At 49.9% G+C, this 23,552-nt stretch carries 21 protein-coding genes; 9 read left to right on the top strand and 12 right to left on the bottom strand.

All coding sequences use genetic code 11. The annotated features are described in order from the left end of the window. Positions 1-4: 4 nt before the first annotated feature. From EL633_RS04870 to EL633_RS04825, 10 genes are all read right to left on the bottom strand, one after another. Positions 5-967: an ABC transporter permease gene (locus EL633_RS04870; protein ID WP_126626113.1), complete on the bottom strand. Its 963-nt coding sequence runs from the start codon at positions 965-967 to the stop codon at positions 5-7. 77 nt (positions 968-1,044) lie between these two features. After that, entirely contained in the window at positions 1,045-2,754 is a 1,710-nt protein-coding gene (locus EL633_RS04865; RefSeq protein WP_126626112.1) for an ABC transporter substrate-binding protein, read from the bottom strand. Positions 2,755-2,871: 117 nt separating this feature from the next. Then, the gene (locus EL633_RS04860) at positions 2,872-4,053 is read right to left on the bottom strand and encodes an AAA family ATPase (RefSeq protein WP_246039082.1); all 1,182 of its coding nucleotides are present in this window, start codon (positions 4,051-4,053) and stop codon (positions 2,872-2,874) included. Between the two features lie 495 nt (positions 4,054-4,548). Continuing rightward, entirely contained in the window at positions 4,549-5,334 is a 786-nt protein-coding gene (locus tag EL633_RS04855) for an RNA ligase family protein (protein WP_126626111.1), read from the bottom strand. Positions 5,335-5,447: 113 nt separating this feature from the next. After that, positions 5,448-5,897 (bottom strand): TIGR03668 family PPOX class F420-dependent oxidoreductase, encoded by a 450-nt coding sequence (locus tag EL633_RS04850; protein ID WP_126626110.1) that lies wholly within the window; start codon positions 5,895-5,897, stop codon positions 5,448-5,450. A gap of 49 nt (positions 5,898-5,946) precedes the next feature. Further along, positions 5,947-6,855 carry an LLM class F420-dependent oxidoreductase gene (locus tag EL633_RS04845; protein ID WP_126626109.1) on the bottom strand — a complete coding sequence of 303 codons (909 nt, stop codon included), beginning with the start codon at positions 6,853-6,855 and terminating at the stop codon, positions 5,947-5,949. Between the two features lie 159 nt (positions 6,856-7,014). Then, the gene (locus EL633_RS04840; RefSeq protein ID WP_126626108.1) at positions 7,015-7,989 is read right to left on the bottom strand and encodes a glycine betaine ABC transporter substrate-binding protein; all 975 of its coding nucleotides are present in this window, start codon (positions 7,987-7,989) and stop codon (positions 7,015-7,017) included. Positions 7,990-8,077: 88 nt separating this feature from the next. Continuing rightward, positions 8,078-8,731 carry an ABC transporter permease gene (locus EL633_RS04835; RefSeq protein ID WP_126626107.1) on the bottom strand — a complete coding sequence of 218 codons (654 nt, stop codon included), beginning with the start codon at positions 8,729-8,731 and terminating at the stop codon, positions 8,078-8,080. A gap of 11 nt (positions 8,732-8,742) precedes the next feature. Continuing rightward, positions 8,743-9,405, bottom strand: coding sequence for an ABC transporter permease (locus EL633_RS04830; protein ID WP_126626106.1), 663 nt, complete (start codon positions 9,403-9,405; stop codon positions 8,743-8,745). 36 nt (positions 9,406-9,441) lie between these two features. Then, positions 9,442-10,452, bottom strand: coding sequence for an ABC transporter ATP-binding protein (locus EL633_RS04825; protein ID WP_126626105.1), 1,011 nt, complete (start codon positions 10,450-10,452; stop codon positions 9,442-9,444). A 453-nt stretch (positions 10,453-10,905) separates the two neighbouring features. Here EL633_RS04825 and EL633_RS04820 point away from each other — a divergent pair, with 453 nt between their 5' ends. Continuing rightward, positions 10,906-12,753 (top strand): S53 family peptidase, encoded by a 1,848-nt coding sequence (locus EL633_RS04820; RefSeq protein WP_161981952.1) that lies wholly within the window; start codon positions 10,906-10,908, stop codon positions 12,751-12,753. 100 nt (positions 12,754-12,853) lie between these two features. Here EL633_RS04820 and EL633_RS04815 read toward each other — a convergent pair whose 3' ends face one another. Next, positions 12,854-13,231: a plastocyanin/azurin family copper-binding protein gene (locus EL633_RS04815; RefSeq protein WP_126626103.1), complete on the bottom strand. Its 378-nt coding sequence runs from the start codon at positions 13,229-13,231 to the stop codon at positions 12,854-12,856. 487 nt (positions 13,232-13,718) lie between these two features. Between EL633_RS04815 and EL633_RS04810 the strand changes: the two genes are divergently transcribed. The 7 genes from EL633_RS04810 to argJ all read left to right on the top strand — a co-directional run bounded on the left by EL633_RS04810 (position 13,719) and on the right by argJ (position 20,785). Further along, a complete protein-coding gene (locus EL633_RS04810) occupies positions 13,719-14,447 on the top strand; it encodes an AzlC family ABC transporter permease (RefSeq protein ID WP_161981951.1) in 729 nt (242 codons plus the stop codon). Continuing rightward, positions 14,437-14,748, top strand: coding sequence for an AzlD family protein (locus EL633_RS04805; protein ID WP_126626101.1), 312 nt, complete (start codon positions 14,437-14,439; stop codon positions 14,746-14,748). Before EL633_RS04810 ends, EL633_RS04805 begins: the two co-directional genes overlap by 11 nt. Positions 14,749-15,107: 359 nt before the next feature. Next, on the top strand, positions 15,108-16,559 hold the full coding sequence (proS, locus tag EL633_RS04800) for a proline--tRNA ligase (RefSeq protein ID WP_126626100.1): 1,452 nt from the start codon (positions 15,108-15,110) through the stop codon (positions 16,557-16,559). A gap of 44 nt (positions 16,560-16,603) precedes the next feature. After that, positions 16,604-17,275 (top strand): B3/B4 domain-containing protein, encoded by a 672-nt coding sequence (locus EL633_RS04795; RefSeq protein WP_126626099.1) that lies wholly within the window; start codon positions 16,604-16,606, stop codon positions 17,273-17,275. A gap of 10 nt (positions 17,276-17,285) precedes the next feature. Further along, entirely contained in the window at positions 17,286-19,031 is a 1,746-nt protein-coding gene (locus EL633_RS04790; RefSeq protein WP_126626098.1) for a proline--tRNA ligase, read from the top strand. A 5-nt stretch (positions 19,032-19,036) separates the two neighbouring features. Beyond that, positions 19,037-19,531 carry a GNAT family N-acetyltransferase gene (locus EL633_RS04785; RefSeq protein ID WP_126626097.1) on the top strand — a complete coding sequence of 165 codons (495 nt, stop codon included), beginning with the start codon at positions 19,037-19,039 and terminating at the stop codon, positions 19,529-19,531. Between the two features lie 90 nt (positions 19,532-19,621). Further along, complete coding sequence (gene argJ, locus EL633_RS04780; protein WP_126626096.1) at positions 19,622-20,785, top strand: bifunctional glutamate N-acetyltransferase/amino-acid acetyltransferase ArgJ; 1,164 nt, start codon at positions 19,622-19,624, stop codon at positions 20,783-20,785. A gap of 96 nt (positions 20,786-20,881) precedes the next feature. Here the strand turns inward: argJ and EL633_RS04775 are convergent, their stop codons facing one another. Continuing rightward, positions 20,882-21,619, bottom strand: coding sequence for an alpha/beta hydrolase (locus EL633_RS04775; protein ID WP_161981950.1), 738 nt, complete (start codon positions 21,617-21,619; stop codon positions 20,882-20,884). Positions 21,620-22,401: 782 nt separating this feature from the next. Here EL633_RS04775 and EL633_RS04770 point away from each other — a divergent pair. Further along, positions 22,402-22,980: a hypothetical protein gene (locus EL633_RS04770; RefSeq protein ID WP_126626094.1), complete on the top strand. Its 579-nt coding sequence runs from the start codon at positions 22,402-22,404 to the stop codon at positions 22,978-22,980. Positions 22,981-23,552: the final 572 nt, after the last annotated feature.

The raw sequence follows: 23,552 nt of genomic DNA, 5'->3' as shown, positions 1-23,552 counted from the left end.
TCCTTTACGAATAACGAATGCGTGGGTCCATCACGCCATAGAGTATATCGGCAAGCAGATTAAAGAGTATGACGAAGATGGCGCTTAACAATAAGGCGGTCAGCAGGACAGGATAATCGCGGCGATTCAACGAATCGATAAAGAGTTGTCCCATGCCCGGCCAGGCAAAGACACCCTCGGTAATCGCGGCCCCACCCGCCACCGAGCCAAAGTCGATCGCCACAATCGTAATCAGCGGGATCACCGCATTACGCAGCGCATGCTGTAGTAGCAGCCGTCCAGGGGCCACCCCCTTTGCCTTGCCTGTGCGCATATAGTCCTGTCTGGTCACATCGATCATACTCGTGCGTAGATAGCGACTCCAACGCGCCGTAAAGGTGACCGCCAGCACAATCATCGGCATAACCAGATGCATCAGATGATCCAGAAAAGCATTGAACGGACTAAACGTATAGCCCAGCGTCGCCGTGCCAGAGGGGGGAAGCCAGTTCAAGGAGGAGGCAAACACATCCTGCATCAACAGTCCCAGCAAAAAGATAGGCATAGAGATCCCGAAATATGCCAGTGAGGTAAGAGTATAATCGAGCGGCTTCCCCTGATAAGCTGCCGAGGCCGTACCCAGCACAACCGTCATAAGTAAAGACAGCACAAACGCAGTGAGAAATAATTCCAGGGTAGCAGGGAAGCGCTGGGCCAGGACCTCTCCTACCGGCTGGCTGGTGTAGAGTGAGTTCCCAAAGTTTCCATGCAAAGCATTGCCGATCCATTTAATGTATTGTATTGGCAAAGGATCATTGAGGCCAAAGCTGGCCCGCAGCGCCTGGCGACCGGCCGCATCCAGGTTGGGATTATCATACACAGCCTCAGGTCCACCTGGGATGGCATGGATTAATAAAAACATCAGTATTGATGTCAATATCAGGAGAGGAATCGCTTGTAGTAGTCGTCGTATCAGATATTGTCCCATAGACACTATCCTTCCTTCTTACCACCGGCGGCGGTGCGTGAAGGCTGGGGCGAGCGCCCCAACCTTTTTCAACTCATTTAACCTTTAGCGGGACATTTTCCGTTGTCGCACCACCAATTCATAATATTGACGGTTTCAGAGGCCACAAAAGGACCCGGTTGATAGTTGTGCGTGCCCTTGATCGCTACAGAAAGATCATTGGGACTGAACAGCGTCGCCGTGGGGAAATCTCTCAACAGGATATCGTGAATCTGGTTGAAGATCTGCTGGCGTTGATTGGCGTCGGTGGTCTGCTGCTCCTTGCCAAACAATGTATCCAGTTCAGGATTGCAGTACCAGTTAAAGTTGGATTTTCCAACCTGGTCACAGGCAAAATTGGAGGCATCGTTGGCATCATAGTTATAGCTACTTGACCACTCGGCCAGATCGTAGGTACCGGGTTTGCCTCCACCCAGGAAGGTGCTGAAGAACGTTGAAGCGGGATAGTTCTGGATATTGACCTTCACACCAATTTTTTGGAAATTGGACTGATTGATCGTTTCATCCTCTTCACGCCAGGCATTATTCGCGGTAGTCGAATACTTGAATTCCAGCCGCAAGCCATTTTTCTGGCGCACCTTATCCGCGCCTAATTTCCAGCCCGCATCATCCAGCACTTTATTGGCCGCATCGATGTTAAAGTCTGGACATTTAGCATCTTCCTGATAACCAGGCTTATAGGCGGCACTATGATCCGTACAGATCGGTTGGGCGGCCCCCTGACGAGCAATCTGGATCAACTGCTGTCGGTCCACCGCCATCGCGATAGCTTTCCGTACATTCACATCTTTAAGCGCGGGATTATTCTCATTAAAGTGGATGGCCTCGTAACCAGCCGAGGTCGTCTGGAACAATTCATAATTGTTCAACTTCTTATAGGCAGGAATCTTTGAAGCATCCAGGAACCAGGCTGAATCGATGGCGCCAGATTTCAGATCCTCCAGGACAGTTGCCTGGCTACCAACGGCGCGAAACACCACTTTATCCAGGTGCGGCAGCTTTTCCGCGGCCCGATAATATTTAGGATTACGTATGACTGTATAGTGATCACCGGGTTTACTTTCAGACATCGTGAAAGGACCACTGACCACGCTCGGCGAGCGATTATCGCTGGACTTCTTAATCTGATCCGGTGCAATACTCTCAAAGTGATGTTTTGGCAATGGAGCATACCCTCCATCTGTCCAGGTTGTCAGGAAAGGAGCAAAGGCATCTTTGAGATGGAATGTGATTGAGAGCTTATCGGATGAGACCTCCGCGGACTGAATATGGTTAATAATCGAGGTATTGGAGGCAGCGAAGGCAGGATTTTTCCAGAGCTGCCAGGTAAAGTAGACATCATCCGCGTTGAGTGGTTGGCCATCGGACCAGACGAGATTTGGACGTAAATGGAAAGTCCATGTCTTCTGATCCTGGCTGATATCGCCATTCGCCACAGTAGGAACACGGGTCGCAAGACCCTCGTGAATCTGTCCTTTCGCATCTCCGACAAAGAGGGGAGCATAGAGGGCCTGCATCACCATTTGTGCGAAGGTTTGGACCGTCGCATTAGGAATAAATGAATCCGGTTCATTGACCAGATCATCGATCCAGGTGCCTCCATTGGTAATCTGATTAGGTGAGGTGGTATCCGATGGTCTGTTGGCAGTGCCTGCTGGCGTACAACTGCTCAAGATAAGTGCCAGCATGGTGACACAGGAAAAGATAAGAATGCTGAACCGATAACGTTGTCGAGTTTTTGCGAGCATGTTTTACTCCTCAAATATTCATCCTGCCAGCAGAAGCATCTGGCTGGTTTGCCAGTAAAGTAGCTTCTCGCCAACTGATGAGGTGATAGTGACACATGTCGAACCACTTTTCCGTTGTCAGGTCGTAATCCACTCAACCTGATGGGCTTCAGTTATATCTGGTACCTCCAATTTTCCTGCTAACTTGCTAATAACAGAAGAGGGCACACTGGCGTGCCTTTCACTGTTCCTCTTTAATATGACGTCATAAGGGGCTTGAAGATATACAATATGGGTGCGGGCTCCATAAGATATAAAAAAATCGATCAGTTGACGGCGCAGTAAACGTGTAACATTCGTGCCATTCCAGACAAACGATTGGTTTTTGCGCATATATTCGCGTGCCCGTTCACGGGCCAGTTGAATGACATGTCCCTGATTATCTTCGGCCGTGACTCCGAGTTCGCGTCGAATACTATCCAGCGAGATCACCGGCCAATCCGCATATTTGTGTTGTAGCCAGCTATCTTTCCCGACGCCGGGCAAGCCTGCCAGCAAGACGACCTCAAAGCGTGTATCATCATATGCCTCATAGTCAGGATATCCTTGTTCGCTATGAAAATAGACGAAACGACTATACTCTGAAGGAAATGCACGCGGCTCAGTATAACAATGTTGCTCCTGACACAGCAGACGAAAAAGTTCAACGCGCTCCAGCAGTTCCGCCTGATCGGCACAGATGCGCCCACGCACATCTGCTTCAGCCAGCAGCGCCAGATGATCCATACGAATACTCTGGCTGGCCTCGATGACCGCCTTCTCCGGTTGTGCGCGATTTAAGAATTGCAGCGGCAGTCCATGCCAGCGTACCAGGCGAGCAATATACTCGCGTTGCGCAAATGGCACAGGTTGTGCTAGTTCCTCGCCCAGCCAGAGCATACGTCGGGCCATAAACTCGCCCCGGCGGCTATGTCCACGCGACGTAATCAACCCATCGGACTCAATTTTCGTGCAGGCTGGTTTACCCACATCATGTAACAGTGCCGAAGCAAACAGCAAACTGCGCTCTTCTTCTGGCAGATTGCGCCACTCATTCAAAGCCACCATAGCCTCCACCACCAGATGTGTATGGATCAACACATCGCCTTCCGCATGATACGCAGGATATTGAGGCACTCCATCCATCACCTGTAGCCATGAAAATTGCCGCTGCAGCCCCTCCCAATCCAGAAACCATTGCTGCTCCGGTCGTGGACAAAATGGAAACGTAATCATTCCATTTTCTGTCGAGTTATCAAGCATATAAGGTATACGTGACATAGTGCCCCCATCTTAAGTGTCATTTTTAATTTATATGGGAAGGACATGGCGAGCAGGCGCTCCGAAGCGCCTTCTCGCCATGTCCTTCCCACATAAAAAACAGGCGTGAGGCGCAATACATCTCACTTAGCGACCATTCAGACCCAACATGGTCATGCCCAGAAACCTTCACATAGAGCGAGGAGACGGCAACCCGCAAGGGGATTGCCCTATAATAGTCATTTCCAGGTTCCTTTGTTCTCTATTTCAATTATGAACGTTTTTTACACCTTGAAGCAATGAAACAAGAAAAACGACAGATGTAGGGCAATCCCCTTGCGAGTTGCCATCTCCTCCGCCCACGTCAATGTCCCTGTTTACGATCATGATCGCCCTCACATCGACACGTTGTTCGGTTTGCTTCACCGGAATACTGTCCATTCGTTCCAGGTGGAAGCCTGAAGTAAGATGTATTGGGCGCGAGATATCAGCAAAAGAAGCTATATACCGCCATAACTAGAAGAGAGTCGCATCTTTGCGTAAAAGGTTAGGGATGATCGGACGATTCATCCAATGACTTTCCGAGCCAGTGAGCGCCTGCTTAAAACTGGAGCGCACATATTTCCAACGCTCACTGACACTAGCCTCATCCTCCACTTTCAGGTACAGACCCTCCATCAGGATGCTGGGATCCGTCTCTTTAAGCGCGAGATCGGCGCGTAACTGTTTCTGCTGACATATTTCCTGTAGTCTTTCAAGGTGGCGATCACCAATATAGGGTGATTGCGTCAACAGGTCTTGAAGTTGTTGCAGGCTTTGTAGCTGTCCCTGATAGACGATTCTGGCCGAGACTACAAATGGTAGTTGATCTAGCAAGTTACGGCGTTGTGCGGTACTTAAAAATGTCTCTGTCTGCTTATCATAGATATCAAATTCCAGAAAATAATGGGGGAGTTCGGTATAGAAGACGGTATGTTTGGCGTAGAGCCATTCTCCATAGAGAATGTAGCGCTCACCTAGCACTTCCCAGAATTCAGCTGTATGGCTGTAGGCCCAGGTTTTCAAGAGCTGGAATTGGGCTTCGCGTGGCCCGCCGGTCAGATAATGTCCACGACTCTGGAGCAGGAGTTGACCACTGGTATCCAGGCTGATGGCACTATTGGCTCCATCAACTTTTTCCTCGATGACCAGTTGCTTACCCAGTAAACTACGAAAGGGCAGGATCGCCAGATCTTCGTCTCCTTTTTGCAAGCCAGAACCCTCCAGGTGTGGTGTACGCGGATATTTATAGATCGCAGACATAGATGGACCTCCTGAAGCTTTAGCTGTTCTGGTCAATAAGCCAATCTATTATGCATCAGTAAAGCTTCGACGTCAAACTGCTATACTTTGCCAGCTGCGTTGGAACTGTGTAATTATACCTGTTGTGCGGGAATACCCCAGGAGCGGATGCGCTGTGGAACGAGGTGGATAAAGGGAGCATCTTCGAGTTTCATGTCTCGATATTGTTGGTAGCGCTCACGTAGTAAGATTAGGGCTGGTGAGTGAAGGGGATGATCAGGATAAATAAGTTCGGCGTAGGCATAGATCTGCACATAGCCGAGCTGGCTCCAGTCGTCACTATATTGATCGATCAGGAGGCTGGCTTCATGGCGTGCCGTAATATTGTGAACACGGCGCAATTGCGTGCCAGGGACGCGCTTGGGCTTCTGGTCCAGTGGCGTAAAAAACGAGGAGCCATCGAAGGCATAGCAGACAGGCACCAATGTCGGGCTTCCATGCTCATCTGAGGTTGCCAGGCGGGCAACCCGTAAGCGTAACACGAAATCCTTTTCAGTGGCGCTCAATTCTGTCCATGTGGCCATCGATGGCTCCTCCTTAGTATGTGATTACAACTAGAGTACGTGATTACAACTAGCGACCGGCTACTTTGATCTTTTCTACTTCAGGTACAATGCGTGTGGCCAATAGTTCAAAGGGTTCTGGATCGGACACGTTTGGCATGCTGAAGATTGCCTGATCGATGCCCTGTTCGGCCAGGCTGGCAAACATGTCGATCGCGGCATTAGGAGACAGCGTGTTGTCGCGGCCATCTTTGGTTAGATGGATAACATCCAGCGTCGTCTTTTCGATGTCTGTATAAGGACGACCAAGGGTCTGGCAGTGATTTTGTAGCACACCGAGTTTGCGCTGGAGCTCATCTTTACCAATACGAGCAAAGATGTTACAGGCATCTCCATACTGGGCTACCATACGCAGTGTCTTCTTTTCGCCTGTACCACCAATCAAGATTGGAGGATGAGGCTTTTGGATCGACAATGGAGAATTTAAAGGGCGCTCCAGTGTATAGTGGGTGCCATTAAATGCTTTATCATCACCGGCCCACATCTGGTGCGCGATCTGTAGGGTTTCCTCCAGGCGTTCAAAGCGCTCTGCCAGTGGAGGAAACGGTACGCCCAGGCCTTTATGTTCTTGCTCATTCCATGCGGCCCCGATACCCAGATAGGCCCGACCGCCTGAGAGGACATCCAGGGTGGTTGCTGTTTTAACGAGCAGTCCGGGATGGCGATAGGTGACGCCTGTGACCATCGTACCCAGTTTGATATGGTTGGTGCGACCAGCCGCGAAAGCCAGCGCGCTCCAGCCCTCCAGCATCTCATTTTCAGCTGGTCCAACCATCTGAATCTGGAAGAAATGATCCATCACCCATAAACTATAGAGACCTGCCCGCTCCGCTCGCTGAGCGATCGTGGCAAACGTATCTCCCAACGCGGCCTGATTCTCTGACCAGGTAAAACTTGGAACTTGTAATCCTAAACGCATACGACACTCCTGTATTACCTTGCTTAAATAGACAGGAGTACAATGATCATTCTTCGTCATGTACTCCGTTAATATACAACCACTGAACCGGCAGAAACATTCCCAAAAAAAGATCGCCCTCTAGAAAGAGAGGGCGATCCGGATTGAAATGGGAATAGGTTATTTACAGCCGTTTTTACAAAGACCCTGGTCTTTCAGGAACTTTGTGGCGGCTTCCGTGATGGCTTTCGCCTTGGACATACCCTGAGCGGCATTGGTATCGACATCCTTCTGCAATTGCAGGCTGGCCTCGGTCGTGATTTTTGGAGCCAGAGCATTCAATGCATCCTTGATAGCAGGAGATTTTTGCAAGACACTATCACGCACGATTGGAGCAGGATGGTAGGCTGGGAAAGCGTGCTTGTCATCCTGTAATGCAACCAGTTTGTTGATGTTGATGCCATTATCGCTGGAATAGCAGAAGGCGGCATCCGCCTGTCCGCCAGCAACCTCTTTGAAGCCGATAGCATAGTCAACTTTGTGGGTCGCTTTAAAGCTATCCAGGGTCAGACCATACTTGGCTTTCAGGTAATCCATCACATAAGCACTATCGCTAGGCAGATCAAAGGTAATCTGCTTGGCTTTCGATGACAGATCCGAGATGCTCTTCAGTCCCATGCTGTTATCGGCTTTAGCGCAGATCGCGTAGGTATCATTGAGTGGGGAGTAATCCAGCCAGTCAATCTTGAACTGATCTTTAAAGCCAGCTTTTACGGTATCATAGTCCTTCTGATCATCCAGCGTAGATGTCTTCTTTAAGGCATCCAGTCCAGTGGCCGTAAATTCTGGATACAGATCAATGGCGCCGCTTTTAATGCCCTGGAAGACAATTGTGTTATTACCAAAGGCTGGTTTCTCATTTACTTTGAAGCCCTGATCGCGTAGGACAAGGGTATAGAGTTTGGTGAGCAACTGGGACTCTACATCCAGCTTACCGCCAACGGTAAGAGAGACGTTAGCGTTGGCGTTGTTGGCGCCACCGGTCGTGGTGCCGCCACCATTACCAGCATTGCCACAGGCGGACAAGAGCAATAAAGGCACGCAGGCCAGGGCAAATAAAGTTTTAACTCGTAATGAGCGTAATAATGAAGGCATGTTTCCTCCTGAAAATGTAAGACAACACAATGAAAGTCAATGGACCGGCTGCGCGTCACAGGTGGCACACACGATGTCCAAAGAGAATTTAACTGGCTTGAGCGACTTTCCTTAATCCTTTTGGTGTCAGGATACGTTGTAGCCAGCTCATAAACAACTCAACAATAATGGCTAGTAGCGCTACCGGAAGAGCACCAGCCAGAATCGAGACATTATTTAATCTGTTCAAGCCATCAATGATATATTCACCGTAACCACCAGCACCAATAATGGCGGCCAGCGTGGCCGTAGCGACAATTTGCACCGATGAAGTGCGAACACCAGCGGCGATAATTGGCAGAACTAGCGGTGTCTGAATTTTGCTAATAATCTGCCATTGGGTCATCCCCATTCCACGTGCCGCATCGATCATGGCAGGATCAATGCCACGAATACCTGTATAGGTATTTAACAGAATTGGTGGAATACCCAGGACGATTAATGCTACCACAGTTGGCGTGAAGCCGACTCCCAGATACGGAAGTGCGGCGATCAAAAAAGCGATCACAGGTACGGCACGCATCAAGCCGCTTAAATTTACAGCCACGAATGCAAGAATGGCATTACGTGCAACCGCCACGCCCAGTACCACCCCGATGATGATCGCAACCAGGATCGAGACGCCACAAATCTTTAGATACGTCAATGTATGGTCTGCAAAGGCGTTGCCTGGATCATTGATAAAATGCAATAAATCACTCATGGTTTCTTCTCCTATGCAACCGCGGTCGCGCTACGTCCTCGGCTCAGGAGTATCTGGACTCCCAGCAGGATCAGGTCAGCAAGAACGGCGAACAAACTCATGAGGATTGCTCCGGCAATGATTGCCTGTTCATCAAAACTGGTCAGGTTTTTGAAGATCAGATCTCCTAATCCTCCCTCATCAACCAGCGAGGCCAGTGAGGCGGTACCTACCGTGGTTACAGTCGCGATGCGTATACCCGCGATAATCACTGGTAGGGCCAGCGGCAATGTGACCCGGCGTAGCAACTGCCAGCGGCTCATGCCCATGGCTTTTCCGACCTCCAGCAGCAATGGATCAACGCCATTAATCGCTGCGGCCGTATTGCGGATTAATACCAGTTGTGTATAAGCCACCAACGGTACAATAATCGTCGCAATACTCAATCCAAACATAGGAACAGTAATCAGCAAAGCAATCAAAGCGATACCTGGAATACTATAGAGCACACCGGTAAACGTGATCACAGGTGTGTAGAGCCAGCGATTACGCGCCACCAGGATGCCTACCGGGATCGCGATAATTAATGAAATTAACATCGTCAATCCAACCAGATAGAGATGCTGCAAGGCCAGATTAGGAATGCTGGTCGGATCGCTCAAATCATAGTTATAAGCACTCAGCAAGTACTTCATAAAACTCCTTTAATCCAGGGCTAAAACCAATTATGTCTAGATTCTGGATTCAGCACGTGACGACTGCTCTCCACGTAACTGGGAGATTTCTTTATTGATGCTGGAAAGTGTCACGTATCCTGTACGTTGCTGGCTTTGAGGATCTTCGGCGGCGAGGGCTGGAGCATTTGTTTCGAGGAGTTTCAAGAGGGCATCGAATAGCGTTGCCTGATTTGAAATCGTCGGAACGTCTCCCCAGTGGGCTGAAGATACCGCCTCCGGCCGGTTATCCAGGGTACCATCAATAGGTAGATACTGTAATTGGCGTACAATATTATCGGCCCCAACCAGCTTGCTGACAAATTCATTGGCGGGTCTGGCCAGCAGCTCAACCGGTGTCCCCAACTGGATTAGCTTGCCCTGAGACATCACGGCAACCTGGTCACCCAGTTTAAAGGCTTCTTCAATATCGTGTGACACAAACAAGATGGTTTTATGTACGTCGCGTTGAATGCGCAACAGTTCATCTTGCATACGTGCTCGTGTAATCGCATCCAGAGCCCCGAATGGCTCATCCATCAACAAAATGGCAGGATCAGTCGCCAGCGCACGGGCCAGGCCAACACGTTGCTGTTGTCCACCCGATAACTGGCGCGGGAAGCGCTTGCGATACTCCGAAGGAGGAAGACCAACCAGATCCATCAATTCATCGATGCGTTGATTAATCTTTTGCTTGTCCCAGCCGCCCGCGATATCGGCTGTGATACGAATATTTTCCGCGATAGTCATATGCGGAAAAAGACCAACCTGTTGAATTACATAGCCGATGCGCCGACGCAATTCTATTGGGTTTTCGTCCAGGACATTCTTGCCTTCCAGCAGGATTGCGCCAGAAGTTGGTTCAATCAAGCGATTGACCATACGTAACAACGTTGTTTTTCCTGAACCGGAGGTGCCTACCAGCATGCAGGTGCTTCCCTCAGGTACCTCAAAACTAACATTGTCAACGGCTGGTGCCTCTGTACCCGCATACCGCTTGGTAATCTCGTTAAAGACGATTGTGGCCATGCCGTGGCTTTTCCTCTCAAAAAAATACAATGATGAGCTTCAATTATACGCCATGGCAAATTTTTTTGCCTGCATACATGTTACGGCTCAACTATTTCTGGGCATTATCTATAATACGATATGTTTGCTTGATTCGTCTCGTCTACTTGCATCTAACGATCTGTCTTCTTTCCCCTTTCCTCCAACCCAGATAAAAAAATGTAACGACAGTTACTTATTTTATTCTACCGTAAAAATCAACTAAATACTAGCCATTTTGGTTGCTTTGCTGCAAAAAACTCAAAGCTGCATTTCTGGCACGTTTATTCTCATGAATAGCAACCTGCTCTTCTTTAATACCTGTCTTTTATTGTTGTAGCGCAGCCGCTGCCCATAGTTAACGGGTGCATGCCTATAGACGCGCTATGAAGACATTTAGTGTAATGTATGTTTTTTTGTTTTCAGGAGCAATGGATGAAACATCGATTAATACAAATGCTCTGGTTGTGGGTGGTTGCGGCTGTTGTCCTGGGCGCAGGACTTGTTGGAATGTCGGTGATGGCGTCTGCCCAGACTAATCAGCGGGTACCAATGGTAGGACAGACCGTCCCACTGGTAAAGCAGGCTAAAAAGGTGGGAGACATGCAAGCCCAGCAGACTATGAAGCTCTCGGTTGGCTTGAAGTTGCAGCATCAAGAAGAGTTGTCACAGCTGCTACAGGATATCTATAATCCCAGTTCTACTCACTATCGTCAATTTTTAACGCCACAGCAATTTGCCGAGCGCTTCAGTCCAACGCATGAACAGCAGCAACAGGTGGTGGATTATTTGAACAATCAAGGATTGACGGTGGATAATGTTGCGCCTAATGGTCTGTTGATAAATGCCCACGGGAGCGTGAAACAAGTTGAGACCACCTTTCAGGTGCCACTGCATACCTATCAAGTTGGCAAACGCACCTTCTATGCCAATGAACATGCACCATCGATTCCTGCATCATTATCTGCGCTCATCCTGTCCGTAGGAGGATTGGATAACAGTGTGCAACTGCATCCATTATCCCAGCGCGTTCCTACGCCACGAGCTGGCTTTGCCCAGCCTGAACTGGCGGGAGCCTATGATATCAATCCTCTTTATCAGGCTGGCATCCAGGGAAAAGGCCAGACAGTGGCTGTGTTTGAACTAGATGGCTATCAGCCCGCTGATATCAGTCAGTTTGCTACCAAACATAATCTGCCGCAGCCGGATCTGACCAATGTGCTGGTGGATGGCTTTGACGGTTCCGCGGGCGCGGGCGCGATCGAAGCCGAGCTAGACATCCAGGTAATCAACGAGATTGCTCCGCTAGCCAAACAACTAATCTACGAAGGTCCCAACAGTACCGCAGGCGTTAACGATACCTATAATCGCATTGTGACTGATAATCAGGCCCAGCTTGTCTCGGTCAGTTGGGGACAGTGTGAGGCCCAGTCTGGAGCAGCGGAACTGCAAACGCTGGACGGCATTTTCAAACAAGCAGCGGCGCAGGGTATATCGATCTTTGCCGCTTCAGGAGATTCTGGTGCCTATGATTGCAATGACCAGACACTCTCGGTTGACTCGCCTGCTGGTGATCCTTATGTTACCGGCGTAGGTGGCACTAATCTCCAACTTGGCAACGGAGGCACCTATGGGAGTGAGTCTGCATGGAGCGGCCCCAACGATACCCAGCGTAGCCCCAATGGAGCCGGCAGTGGTGGTGGTCTCAGCAATACTTTTAGCAAACCAGCCTGGCAGGTAGGACCGGGAGTAGATAATCAGTATAGCAACGGAATGCGCCAGGTACCAGACGTAGCCGCCGACGCGGATCCACAGTCCGGTTATGCCGTTTACTGTACCGTTGCGGCCTCAGGCTGTCCGACATCGGGCGATGTAACCATCGGTGGAACCAGCGCGGCAGCCCCCTTATGGGCTGGCAGTGCCGCCCTGATCAATGAATTTTTGCAGCAGCATGGACAGCAGCGTATTGGTTGGGCGAATCCACTACTCTATCAGCTTGCCAACAATACGCAAACCTATGCGCCATTCCATGACGTGACCAGCGGCAATAATCTGTATTATTTTGCCGCCGCCAACTACGATCTAACCACAGGACTTGGTTCGCCCGATGTCTATAACATTGCCCGTGATGGTATCAATGGTACAGCCACCACCGGTAACGTGCCCCCCTCCGCAACCCCAACCCCAACCGGGACTCCTACTGTGCCTGTTCCGCCGATCGCGACTCCTACTCCGAGCGTGACACCGGTACAATCTCCTGCCAATGTCGCCAGCCAGCCATAGGGTCAGGTGCAGTAGGGGAAAATATCCTGTAGCCATATAAAAATAAGGAGCAATCTCTCATAAAAGAGATTGCTCCTTAGATTATGTGTCGCGCTCGGGCTTATTTGACCACGACAGACATCTTCATGCCAGGATGTAACGTGCAATAAAGCTGAAAGGTACCGGCAGTATTGAATGGGCCTACGGTGCCGCTGCCATAACCATCAACCTGAATATTTGTTTTGGGTGCACCCGCCTCAACTCCTGGTTTCTGAGTCCCATCATTCCAGGTCCCATTAACGACAGTATGCGGTGAGGCGCCATCATTAATAAAAGTAACGACTTCACCTTTTTTGATCGTGATTGAGAGCGAAGTAAAGCTCATACTATCCATATGTACTGGATTAGGGCCGGTCGCCGTATTTCCGCCAACCGCGCAAGCAGAAATAATCACGGTAAAGAAACTGAGAACTATAAGGACGCCAAACAACTTTTTCATGTTTGCGAATATGCTCCTGAATAGTACAGGTAAAGATAGCCCGCATCGCTTACAGCAGATATACCTGAGCTTATAGTGTAAAGATGCACTATCCTTGTCTGTCTGTAATAGATCGATAATTCTGTTCCTATTATAGACTCAGCAACAGCAAAATACTACCTGATTTTTTATCAGGGAAACTCCTGATGGGTGTCATTCATTATTTGGCAAGCGCAGCCATGAGAAGAAAAACCATCCTCCAGTGATCCCGCTCCTCATCACGAACACGTTCCCGTAGTTACGACCCTCAGTGGTCGTTTGCCACCCGCCGCAGCGTGGTGGCAAACGACCGCTGAGGGTCGCAGCTACGTGGTCTTTTCCATGGGGCGCATACCTGTGCAAAAAAATGAACTGCACCCCGTTACCTTTCTATTCTTCTCTTCGTCGTAATGGTATCAATATATTTTATGGCGTTACGTACTGGTTACCGACGAGAGGAAATGTGGCTATGTCAGAAACTGATACCATCAGGAATACCCTTGCGGCGCAAACTCCTGTCAATTTTGGGTATGCTGGCGCACTGGCTGGAATGAAAAGGGCATTGCCATTGGCGATTGGTGGTTGCGTTTATGGCCTTATATTTGGCATTCTGGCCCGTCAAAGCCATCTTAGTATGCTCGAAGTTTTGTTAATGAGTGGACTGGTCTATGCTGGTTCTGCCCAATTCGCGGTTCTCAGCCTGTGGAATATGCCATTTGCCTTTGAAGCCATCCTGTTAACGACTCTGCTGGTAAATGCACGCAATCTCCTATTAGGGATAACACTTCATCCCTGGCTCTCGCGTCTACCTCCGTTTAAAGTTGCGCTCACCGTTTTTTTTCTAGCTGATGAAAATTGGGCTTTAACCATGAACGAATTCGCGCGTGGAGGCCGTGACGCTGCCTTTCTGTTGGGGAGTGGTGTGGTTCTTTTTGTGGAATGGCTCATTTCTACTTCGCTAGGATGGTGGATAGGAGAAGGGATTACTGATCCGGCACACTGGGGACTCGATTTTGCCTTTACGGCGGTCTTTCTCACCTTGCTTGTTGGTGTCTGGAAAGGCAAAGCGGATAGTCTTCCCTGGATTGTGGCGGCGCTAGTTGCAGTGGTGAGCGCGCACCTGTTACCTGGAACGTGGTATATCCTGCTGGGCGCGTTCGCTGGCAGTGCTGTAGGAGTCATACGTCATGCAGACTAATCTAACATCAGTTCTCACCATTCTGGGGATGGCTTTAATTACATACGCGACGCGAGCCGGTGGGGTATGGCTTATGAGCTCTTTGCCACTATCAAAGAAATTGCAGGCATGGGTGAATATCCTACCAGGAACCCTGCTTGTGTCCATTGTCGCACCCACTGTATTTACTGCGGGCTTTGCTGAAGTAGGTGCTTCCCTGGCAACTATATTTATCGCCATACGCACACGCAATATCTTGCTCTCGATGCTGATTGGCGTCGGGGTCGTGGTGGGATTGCGATGGGTACAGGCTTATTTCTGAACAAGCTAAACCCTTGCTTGACACGCATGGGGAGATAGTGTATGCTGGGCATAACTAAAAAGAAGATCTTAACGCGCTGACCAGGACTAGTAGGTGTTCAGGGGATCAAACAGCGAGCCGGGATAGTGGAAGCCGGTAGATGGAGCCTGCATCGAACCCACCTGAGAGCGTCAGTATAAAACCTGACCGGGACCCCTTCGCCGTTATCAGAAGGTGCGGTTTCTATTGACTGCATAAAGTGGAACTGTTTGCCATACAGTTCAAAAGAGGTGGTACCACGGGTTTATCGACTCGTCCTTTCGGAGGACGGGTTTTTTTATGCTCGTTTGTTGCTAAGTGAAAAAAGGGGATGCTCTAGTATGGTCAACGAAGAAAAATTTGTGGAGGATATCGTAGATCAAGACGATAACTTCTCAATGTGGTACAACCAGGTTGTGCGTAAGGCGGAACTGGCCGAATATGCTCCTGTCCGTGGCTGTATGATTATCCGCCCGTATGGTTATGCTCTCTGGGAAAACTTGCAGCAGCGCATCGATGCACGCTTTAAAGAACATGATGTGCAAAATGCCTATTTTCCTTTGCTGATTCCACAGAGCTTTATCCAGAAAGAGGCTGAGCATGTTGAGGGCTTTGCGCCCGAACTGGCCTGGGTGACCCGTGGTGGTGGCGAAGAATTGGAGGAGCCGCTGGCCATTCGCCCTACCAGTGAGACTATCATCGGCTACAGTTTTGCTAAATGGATTCATAGTTACCGCGATCTGCCCTTGCTTATCAATCAGTGGGCCAATGTGATGCGCTGGGAGAAGCGCACCTCCCTCTTCTTGCGTACGTCGGAGTTCTTATGGCAGGAAGGCCATACCGCCCATCGTACCCTGGAAGAGGCCGAAGAGCGCACTCGCTTGATGCTCGATGTGTATCGCGCCATCGCTGAGGAAGATGCCGCGATTCCCGTCATAGCTGGCCGTAAGAGCGAAAACGAGAAGTTTGCTGGAGCGTTACGTACCTATTCGATTGAAGCGCTGATGGGTGATGGCAAGGCTCTGCAATCTGCTACCAGCCATAACCTGGGTGACAATTTTGCCCGTGGCTTTGATATTCAGTTTCTGGATGCCGATGGTCAGCGCAAATACTGTTCTACCACCAGTTGGGGGATGAGTACCCGCATGATTGGCGGACTAATCATGGTCCATGGCGACAAATCCGGCTTGATCCTGCCTCCACGACTGGCGCCTTATCAGGTGGTAATCGTGCCGATCTGGCGCAAAGACAAAGAGCAGGAAGCCGTCAACGCACTGGTCAATCGTGTTGAGAAGATGCTCAAGGGGAAGATTCGGGTTAAAGTAGATCGTAGCGAGAACACTCCCGGCTGGAAATACAATGAGTGGGAGATGCGTGGCGTGCCGGTGCGCATGGAGATTGGTCCACGCGATGTGCAGAATAATAATGTCATGCTGGTGCGGCGCGATAATCGTGCCAAAGAACCTGTTCCGGTCGAGGCCCTGGAAACGCGCCTGCCAGAGCTGCTGGAGGAAATTCAGCAGGCCCTGTATCAGCGGGCACTGGCTTTCCGTGAGCAGAATACCCATAGCACCGAGAGTTATGCTGAATTTAAGGAGATTATCGCCGGGAAGCGTGGCTTTGTGCGTGTGAAGTGGGCCGAGGATACAGAGGCCGAACTGGCTATCAAAGAGGAGACAAAAGCAACCTTACGCATTATCCCGTTTGATCAGCCTGAAGGTGGGGTACAGGGCAAATGTATCTATACCGGTAAGCCCGCTACCTGTGAAGCCATCTTTGCCCGTTCATATTAAGTTCTCTTCATCAAGTCAGCACGGATAAGAAAGGCAGGACTTCTATGTTACTACAGCTTGATCCCGGCTTACGGGAACGCATTTTTGGGGTACGCTTTGGTTGTGCGACCATTAGCGGAATCGCTGTGCGTGATCGTGATGAGCAGATCTGGCAACAGATGCAGTCCCTCGGCCAGCAGATGGCGGCTGACTATACATTGGAGCAACTGAGTGAGCAGCCCCAGATTGCGACGGTACGCGGTATGCAGCGCGCCTTCGGTTTTGATCCGACCCGTTATCGGCCTTCATCTGAAGCCTTGTTGCGCCGGGTACTTAAAGGACAGGGACTACCTCAGGTCAATACCGCGGTCGATATCAATAATCTCTGCTCATTAGAGTTTTTGCTGCCGATGTGTATGTATGACTTGCAGCATGTCAAAGGGAGCGTAGAAGTGCGTATTGCCGCTGCCGGTACCGCTTATCCTGGTATTGGCAGGCAGACCTTTCAAGTCGAGAACAAGGTCATCATCGCGGATGACGATGGGGTAATGGGGACTACCGTCTCGGATTCGGAGCGCACCAAAGTGACGACCGAGACAAAACAGATTTTAGCGGTAATCTATGCGCCGGCGGAAAGCGATCTCACCACGATCGAGCGCCACATGGCCCTCACCGCGCAACGAATGATAGATTTTCATGGTGGGCGGGTCAATGATATGGCCGTACTCACCGTTTAGGAGCAATTAAATGCGGATCTCACAGCAATTAACCACCACCCTGCGTGAAGTACCACGCGAGTCCGAGGGTGTTAATCAGGAATTATTAGTGCGCGCTGGTTTTATGCGCCAGCTCACCTCAGGTGTGTATAGTTTTCTGCCCCTGGGCAACCGGGTTATTCAGAAAATTTCGACCATTGTACGCGAGGAGATGGATCGTGCTGGTGGACAGGAAGTGATCATGCCAGTGATCCAGCCCCGCGACATCTGGGAAGTCAAGCCTGCCGATGGTGGACCTTCACGTGCTGAAGGCGTTGATGTCCTTTTCCAACTCAAGGACCGTAAGGGTCGCAACATGGTACTGGGTCCTACCCATGAGGAAGTGGTAACCCTGTTAGCCAAAGAATTTGTGCGCAGCTATCGTGATCTGCCACAGCTCGTTTATCAGATTCAGGTCAAGCTACGCGATGAGCCACGTCCTCGTGGTGGTCTGCTGCGTACCCGTGAGTTCTTGATGAAGGATCTCTATAGCTTTGACGCTGACGAAGCGGGTATGGACAGAAGTTATCGTGCTCTCAGCCAGGCTTATAGTGCTATCTTCAATCGTTGTGGTCTGCGCTTCATCGTCATCCAGGCCGATAGTGGAGCCATAGGTGGTAAAGATTCACAGGAATTTATTGCCATTACCGATGCCGGTGAAGATGATGCCGTTGAATGCGATACCTGTGGCTATGCCGCTAATACCGAGAAGGCTGAGTTTGTACGTAGCGAGCTGGAGAGTGAGTCAGAGGTCGCTTTAGAAGAGGTACATACACCCAACGCTTCCTCGATTGAAGATCTGGCCGCGTTCTTAAAGATTCCAGCAGCCAAAACCATGAAGGTGGTCTGCTATGGTGCTGGCGGCAAAATGGTCCTGGCCGCCGTACGCGGGGATCTTGAGGTCAATGAGGTCAAGTTGACCAACGCACTGCGCCGGGCCGGTATTGCCGCCAGCGACCTGCATCTCGCTACTCCCGAAGAGCTACAGCGCGCCGGTATTGTGGCCGGCTTTACATCGCCGCTCAACAAGGACAAAGACATCTTCATTATGGCCGACACCTCACTTAAGTCCGGCAACAATTTTGTCGCTGGGGCGAACAAGGTTGATTATCACGTGAAGAACGTCAATTATCCTCGTGATTTTCGCGTCGATGCTTGGGAAGATCTGGCTTCCGCCTATGATGGCGCACGCTGTGCTGTCTGTGGTGGCACCTTACATGTCGTACGCGGTAGCGAGCTGGGACATATCTTTAAGCTCGGCACTCGCTATAGTGTGCCTTTTGGCGCGACCTTCCTGGATGCTCAGGGCAACGAGAAGCCACTCTTGATGGGTTGTTATGGTATTGGTATTGGTCGTTTAATGGCCATCGCCGTTGAGCAGAGCCATGACGAAAAAGGCATCATCTGGCCCTTTGGCATCGCGCCCTATCAGCTTGCTCTGGTGGGACTGGACCTGGACAAAGGCGATAATGGTCAGTTGGCGGAACAACTGTATGAAGATCTGCAAGCTGCCGGCGTCGAAGTCCTGTTCGATGATCGTATTGAGAGCGCCGGCGTCAAGTTTAATGATGCGGACCTGCTCGGCCTGCCCTTGCGCGCAGTATTGAGCAAACGCTCCATAAAAAATGGCGGTATCGAGCTCAAACTGCGTAGCCAGAAAGAGAGCCGGATCGTGCCTCTTGCCGAGGCTGTCCAGGTTATCAAGAACGAGATTCAACAAGGACTCAAACAGGACTAAAAACCATGGGGGATATCACTATTCGTGAAGCGCGCATGGAGGATAGTAGTGCCATCACTACTATCCTCCGTGACTTAGGTTGGACTGAACCTATCCAGAAGGAATCCTTTACAGAGACGCTGGCACAGATTCAGGAACGACTGGCACGCTCAAATCGCGAGCAAGAACATACTATTCTGGTGGCGGAACAGCGGCAAGAGGGGACGCAAGAGCAGGTGGTTGGCTATCTCGCCGTACACTGGTATGCGCATCTGATGCGTGGAAGCGAGGCGTTTGTCTCAGAGCTGTTTATCCATCCAGACCAAACCGGACAGGGCATCGGCAGCCGGCTCCTGTCCACTATCGAAGAGCAGGCGCGTCGACGTGGGTGTACCCGTTTACTGCTCATGAATCGGCGCATCCGTGCATCCTATGCGCGCAAATTTTATATGAAAAATGGTTGGGAAGAACTGGGCGACGCTGCTTTTTTCTCCCGCACCCTGTCGGCACCGGCTCGGTAGCCGATCACCCGGACCTGGGGGAGCCCAATGCTGTACCCCTCCTGGCTTATTCAGAAAAATTGCTTAGTTGTAATGGGAGGAAGGGTATCTATGCAGTCGCTACCATTCTATCCAAAGGGTTTTCGCTCATGTGCTAAAAATGTGGGTATCAGGGATACTACACTTGATTTTACCGTCATTGCCTCGGATGTACCGGCGGCGGCGGCGGCTATGTTTACGCAGAGCCGTTTTTGTGGGGCCGCGATTACCGTTGGTCGTGAGCACATTGTCGATGGTCAGTTGCAGGCGTTTGTTATTAATAGTAAGAATGCCAATGTAGCTACCGGTGAGCAAGGGCTGGCCAATACCCGTGATATTGTCCAGCTGGTCGCCGATGAGCTGCAAATCGCAGCCAAAGATATCCTGCCCTCCTCGACCGGTGTGATTGGCTGGCAGTTGCCCATGGACAAAATGCGCGTTGGTATCCAGGGTATCGCCGCTGAAATGCGTCCAGAGCAGCTTCATGTCTCGGCCCACGCGATCATGACCACTGATACCCGACCCAAGATGCGTGCCTGCCGTATTGGTGACGCTGTCCTGGTAGGAATGTGCAAGGGCGTAGGCATGATCGAGCCCAATATGGCAACCATGCTGGCATATTTTATGACAGATGCCCAGCTTGCTCCTGATCAACTCAAGCAATGCCTCAACGAAGTCGTCAACCTGACCTTTAACATGATCAGCGTTGACACTGATACCAGTACCAGCGATACCGTCGCGATCATGGCTAATGGCCTGGCCGGAGAGGTCCCCCTGGCGGATTTCAAGCAGGCGTTCCTGGCCATGGCTACCGATCTGGCGCGTGACCTGGCCAGTGACGGGGAAGGTGCAACCAAGCTATTAGAGGTAACGGTAGAGCAGGCAGCCTCCTTTGAGCAGGCGAAGACCGTTGCCAAATCCATCGTCAACTCGCCCCTCGTCAAGACCGCCATCTTTGGGCTGGATCCAAACTGGGGCCGTGTCGCCATGGCGATCGGCAAATGCCAGCAATATACTGATATTTTGCCTGAGAAGGTCTCCATCGCCTTCGGTGATCTACTCGTTTATCAGGGCCAGGCGCTTGGTCAGGACAAGCTGGAACAACTGACCGCCTACCTACAAAACTCCGAAGTCGCGATCCGCGTCTCCCTCGGTACCGGAGATGCCAGCGCCACCGTCTGGGGCTGCGACCTATCCTATGAATACGTCAAGATCAACGGCGAATATACCACATAACCCATACAACATTAACCGAACGTGAAGGAGCCGGTCCTGGATTATACTTTCTACTCCAGTGCCGGCTCCTTTATATGTATATATGGAATACAGGTTTTATTGGATTTGCTGTAAGAAGCTCAAAGTATGATTGAGGATCTGTGTGCGGGCATCGTCACGAGAGATTTTGGGGTCACCATCGCCTGATTGGTGACCATACTCGCCAAAGTAGCTGTGGATGCTACCCTGGATCACGACATACTGGGTGTTGGCGGGTAGCAGGGGTTTGTTGACCTTGATTTTAGCGGGCGTGGCCAGCCCGTCCTGACTGCCAGAGATTGATAGAACACGGGTATGGGGGAGTTGCTGTGAGATATTGGAGGCAGGATAGGAAGCATAAAGGACAAGGCCCTGGACCTGATTGGCGTGTTCGGCGGTAAAGATACTGGCGCTTACCCCTCCCAGTGAATGTCCCCCCAGCACCCAGTGTTTGATTTCTGGATGGGCGGCAATAATACTCGCGGCACGCTCATTATCGAAAAGAGCGAAACCAAAGGGCATCTTTACAATGAAGGTTGCGATCTGGTGCTCGGCCAGATTGTGCATGTAGTAGGCATAGGCGTCTGGATCCACGAGAGCGCCAGGGTAAAAAATATAGCCTGTCGTTGCCTGTTTCGCTGGCTGAAAGGTGATGGTATTACTATCGGTCGAAACTGTGACACCTGTACTGCTATGCATGGCAGCCAGAGCCGGCTCAGTTGCTGGTAGAGGTTTAAAGTAGTACAACAGGTAAGCTAGCGCCAGTACAATCAGGATTAAGCCGATGCGGCCAGCATTACGAAATATTTTATGCATGATGATGCCTTTTGAAAGGTTAAGGATTGACATCTATTAATAGTCGTAGATTCGATACTAGTAAAATTATCATAATTGAGGAGCGCTGACAAGATACTGTATTTAACGACGAATTATGCTATAATTATTTTCAATTAGTTACTACCATGTATAGTTTTTTGTTAGCACTTCGTGTCTGCGAGGTTCGCTTATTTTTATGTGTAGACTTATTGTAGGTAGTTGTGATCGTTCACAATAAATCGATACATAAAAGCATTGCTACTAAAAACTTGTATCGTACGTTAACTGCAAAAAATTATGTTCTTATTTTTATTGCAAGCAGTCTAGAGGGGAATAATGCGATGTCCTGGAAAGCAAAGTATTCCTGGTTTACACTTATATTGATAGTGTTAACTGCGTTTTTATGTCTCGAAGTTGCACTGCTTTTTGCCACCGATTATACTGCGATTGTAACCGGTCATCCGGCCTACGAAGTAAGTTTAATTGTAGTGGGCGCCGTTTCACTGCTGACATTCTTTGGTCTCCTGTTACGCCCTAATCGATCCCGAGTTTTACCATCTAGCCGGGCTACCCAGCAGCCAAAAAAGCTTCCTGGCATATAAATCAGACGACTAAAAACAGGTAAGTGTACTGGCTTACCTGTTTTTATGTATCTATTCATGTCTAATCATACGTACTACACATGAATATCTATGTCTGGCTGTCGTCTGGTAACCCCGATTATGTAGTTTACCTGCTTTGCAATGATATTATTTAAATCTACAAATTTTTAGGATGATATTGTGACTAGTTTACAACTTGATGGAGTAATAATCGTTAATCGTTTGCATGCCATTGACTTTAATGGTTTGCTAGAGGCTGAGATTCCAGCAGCCAGAATGTACACCATTGCTGGCGTTAATGCAGCAGGAAAGATACAGATTACTTTTAATCGTGGTCAAATCGTGGCCTGCCAACTCTGGGTGGGTCCGAATCAAGGATCGATCGCCTTGAATCGGATTGAAAGCATCCTGAATCTCGCTGGTGTGCTGGAATGGCAAACGTCTACGATGAGTCCACAAAATACAGACCAGATCTCCAGGGTTTATCTCTCTTCACAAACGGCTCCATTAGCGATATCACCACAAACATCGTCGGCCATACCCGCGGTTATGCCGCTGACCTCATCAGCTATTCCATATCGGATACGTGAAACCCCACTCAATCAATTTCAGGATGCGAGTACACGCAAAGTCTATCAATTGATCGATGGACAGCGTACCGTCGAACGAATTGCCCAACTCTGCCGGCTTTCAACCGAGACCACCATGTACATCATCCAAAAACTGCGCGCCCAGGGAATCCTGAGTTTTTCACAATAACGTTTTCACGTTTCGTTTTCACAGGGCTTTTTCATTTTCAGCCGGGAGTAACTGTCAGGCAAATCATATACAGAGTATTTCTGGTCTGGTGTGTGTTCTGTGGGCGGCCGCGGCCGCCCACAGAACACACACCAGACTCCGGCGCCGTAGGCGCCAGGAAGAGGAAAATTTAAAAGCCCTGTCGTTTTCACATGACGCTTGCTTTATTCGGGGTTGTCAGCTATACTAAGAAATAGAAAATTTTACCAGGCTCAATCTCGAAGAACGGTGTCTTATGAAAAAAGCACTTGCCTCTAACCCACATAAAGGTGGTTATATCCCGAAATTCTATGTCTTTCGGGGTTTTCACCTGTCTACTTGCTACCCCTGAGCAACTCTCCGCTCTGTTTTCTGCTATCCAGTTAGTCAGGTTTTTTAACTAATCTCTAGCGAAAACCGTGTATCTCTATGCCCTCTAATGGGTAGATGCACGTTTTATGGTGTATTAGCTTAAAATAACGTCAGCAAATTATTCTTGTCCTGCTCTATTCACTCCTATCTTCAAGGATAGGTATCTCTCTACCCACAAGCAC

Origin of the sequence: Dictyobacter alpinus (assembly GCF_003967575.1) — a bacterium.
GTDB classification, from domain to species: domain Bacteria; phylum Chloroflexota; class Ktedonobacteria; order Ktedonobacterales; family Ktedonobacteraceae; genus Dictyobacter; species Dictyobacter alpinus.
Note: the sequence above shows the minus strand (reverse complement) of the source record. Positions and strands in the feature narration are given on the sequence as shown.

Coding starts and splice junctions, on each gene's coding strand:
- EL633_RS04870 (WP_126626113.1), bottom strand. CDS start 967: ATGGGACAATATCTGATACGACGACTACTACAAGCGATTCCTCTCCTG.
- EL633_RS04865 (WP_126626112.1), bottom strand. CDS start 2,754: ATGCTCGCAAAAACTCGACAACGTTATCGGTTCAGCATTCTTATCTTT.
- EL633_RS04860 (WP_246039082.1), bottom strand. CDS start 4,053: ATGTCACGTATACCTTATATGCTTGATAACTCGACAGAAAATGGAATG.
- EL633_RS04855 (WP_126626111.1), bottom strand. CDS start 5,334: ATGTCTGCGATCTATAAATATCCGCGTACACCACACCTGGAGGGTTCT.
- EL633_RS04850 (WP_126626110.1), bottom strand. CDS start 5,897: ATGGCCACATGGACAGAATTGAGCGCCACTGAAAAGGATTTCGTGTTA.
- EL633_RS04845 (WP_126626109.1), bottom strand. CDS start 6,855: ATGCGTTTAGGATTACAAGTTCCAAGTTTTACCTGGTCAGAGAATCAG.
- EL633_RS04840 (WP_126626108.1), bottom strand. CDS start 7,989: ATGCCTTCATTATTACGCTCATTACGAGTTAAAACTTTATTTGCCCTG.
- EL633_RS04835 (WP_126626107.1), bottom strand. CDS start 8,731: ATGAGTGATTTATTGCATTTTATCAATGATCCAGGCAACGCCTTTGCA.
- EL633_RS04830 (WP_126626106.1), bottom strand. CDS start 9,405: ATGAAGTACTTGCTGAGTGCTTATAACTATGATTTGAGCGATCCGACC.
- EL633_RS04825 (WP_126626105.1), bottom strand. CDS start 10,452: ATGGCCACAATCGTCTTTAACGAGATTACCAAGCGGTATGCGGGTACA.
- EL633_RS04820 (WP_161981952.1), top strand. CDS start 10,906: ATGAAACATCGATTAATACAAATGCTCTGGTTGTGGGTGGTTGCGGCT.
- EL633_RS04815 (WP_126626103.1), bottom strand. CDS start 13,231: ATGAAAAAGTTGTTTGGCGTCCTTATAGTTCTCAGTTTCTTTACCGTG.
- EL633_RS04810 (WP_161981951.1), top strand. CDS start 13,719: ATGTCAGAAACTGATACCATCAGGAATACCCTTGCGGCGCAAACTCCT.
- EL633_RS04805 (WP_126626101.1), top strand. CDS start 14,437: ATGCAGACTAATCTAACATCAGTTCTCACCATTCTGGGGATGGCTTTA.
- proS (WP_126626100.1), top strand. CDS start 15,108: ATGGTCAACGAAGAAAAATTTGTGGAGGATATCGTAGATCAAGACGAT.
- EL633_RS04795 (WP_126626099.1), top strand. CDS start 16,604: ATGTTACTACAGCTTGATCCCGGCTTACGGGAACGCATTTTTGGGGTA.
- EL633_RS04790 (WP_126626098.1), top strand. CDS start 17,286: ATGCGGATCTCACAGCAATTAACCACCACCCTGCGTGAAGTACCACGC.
- EL633_RS04785 (WP_126626097.1), top strand. CDS start 19,037: ATGGGGGATATCACTATTCGTGAAGCGCGCATGGAGGATAGTAGTGCC.
- argJ (WP_126626096.1), top strand. CDS start 19,622: ATGCAGTCGCTACCATTCTATCCAAAGGGTTTTCGCTCATGTGCTAAA.
- EL633_RS04775 (WP_161981950.1), bottom strand. CDS start 21,619: ATGCATAAAATATTTCGTAATGCTGGCCGCATCGGCTTAATCCTGATT.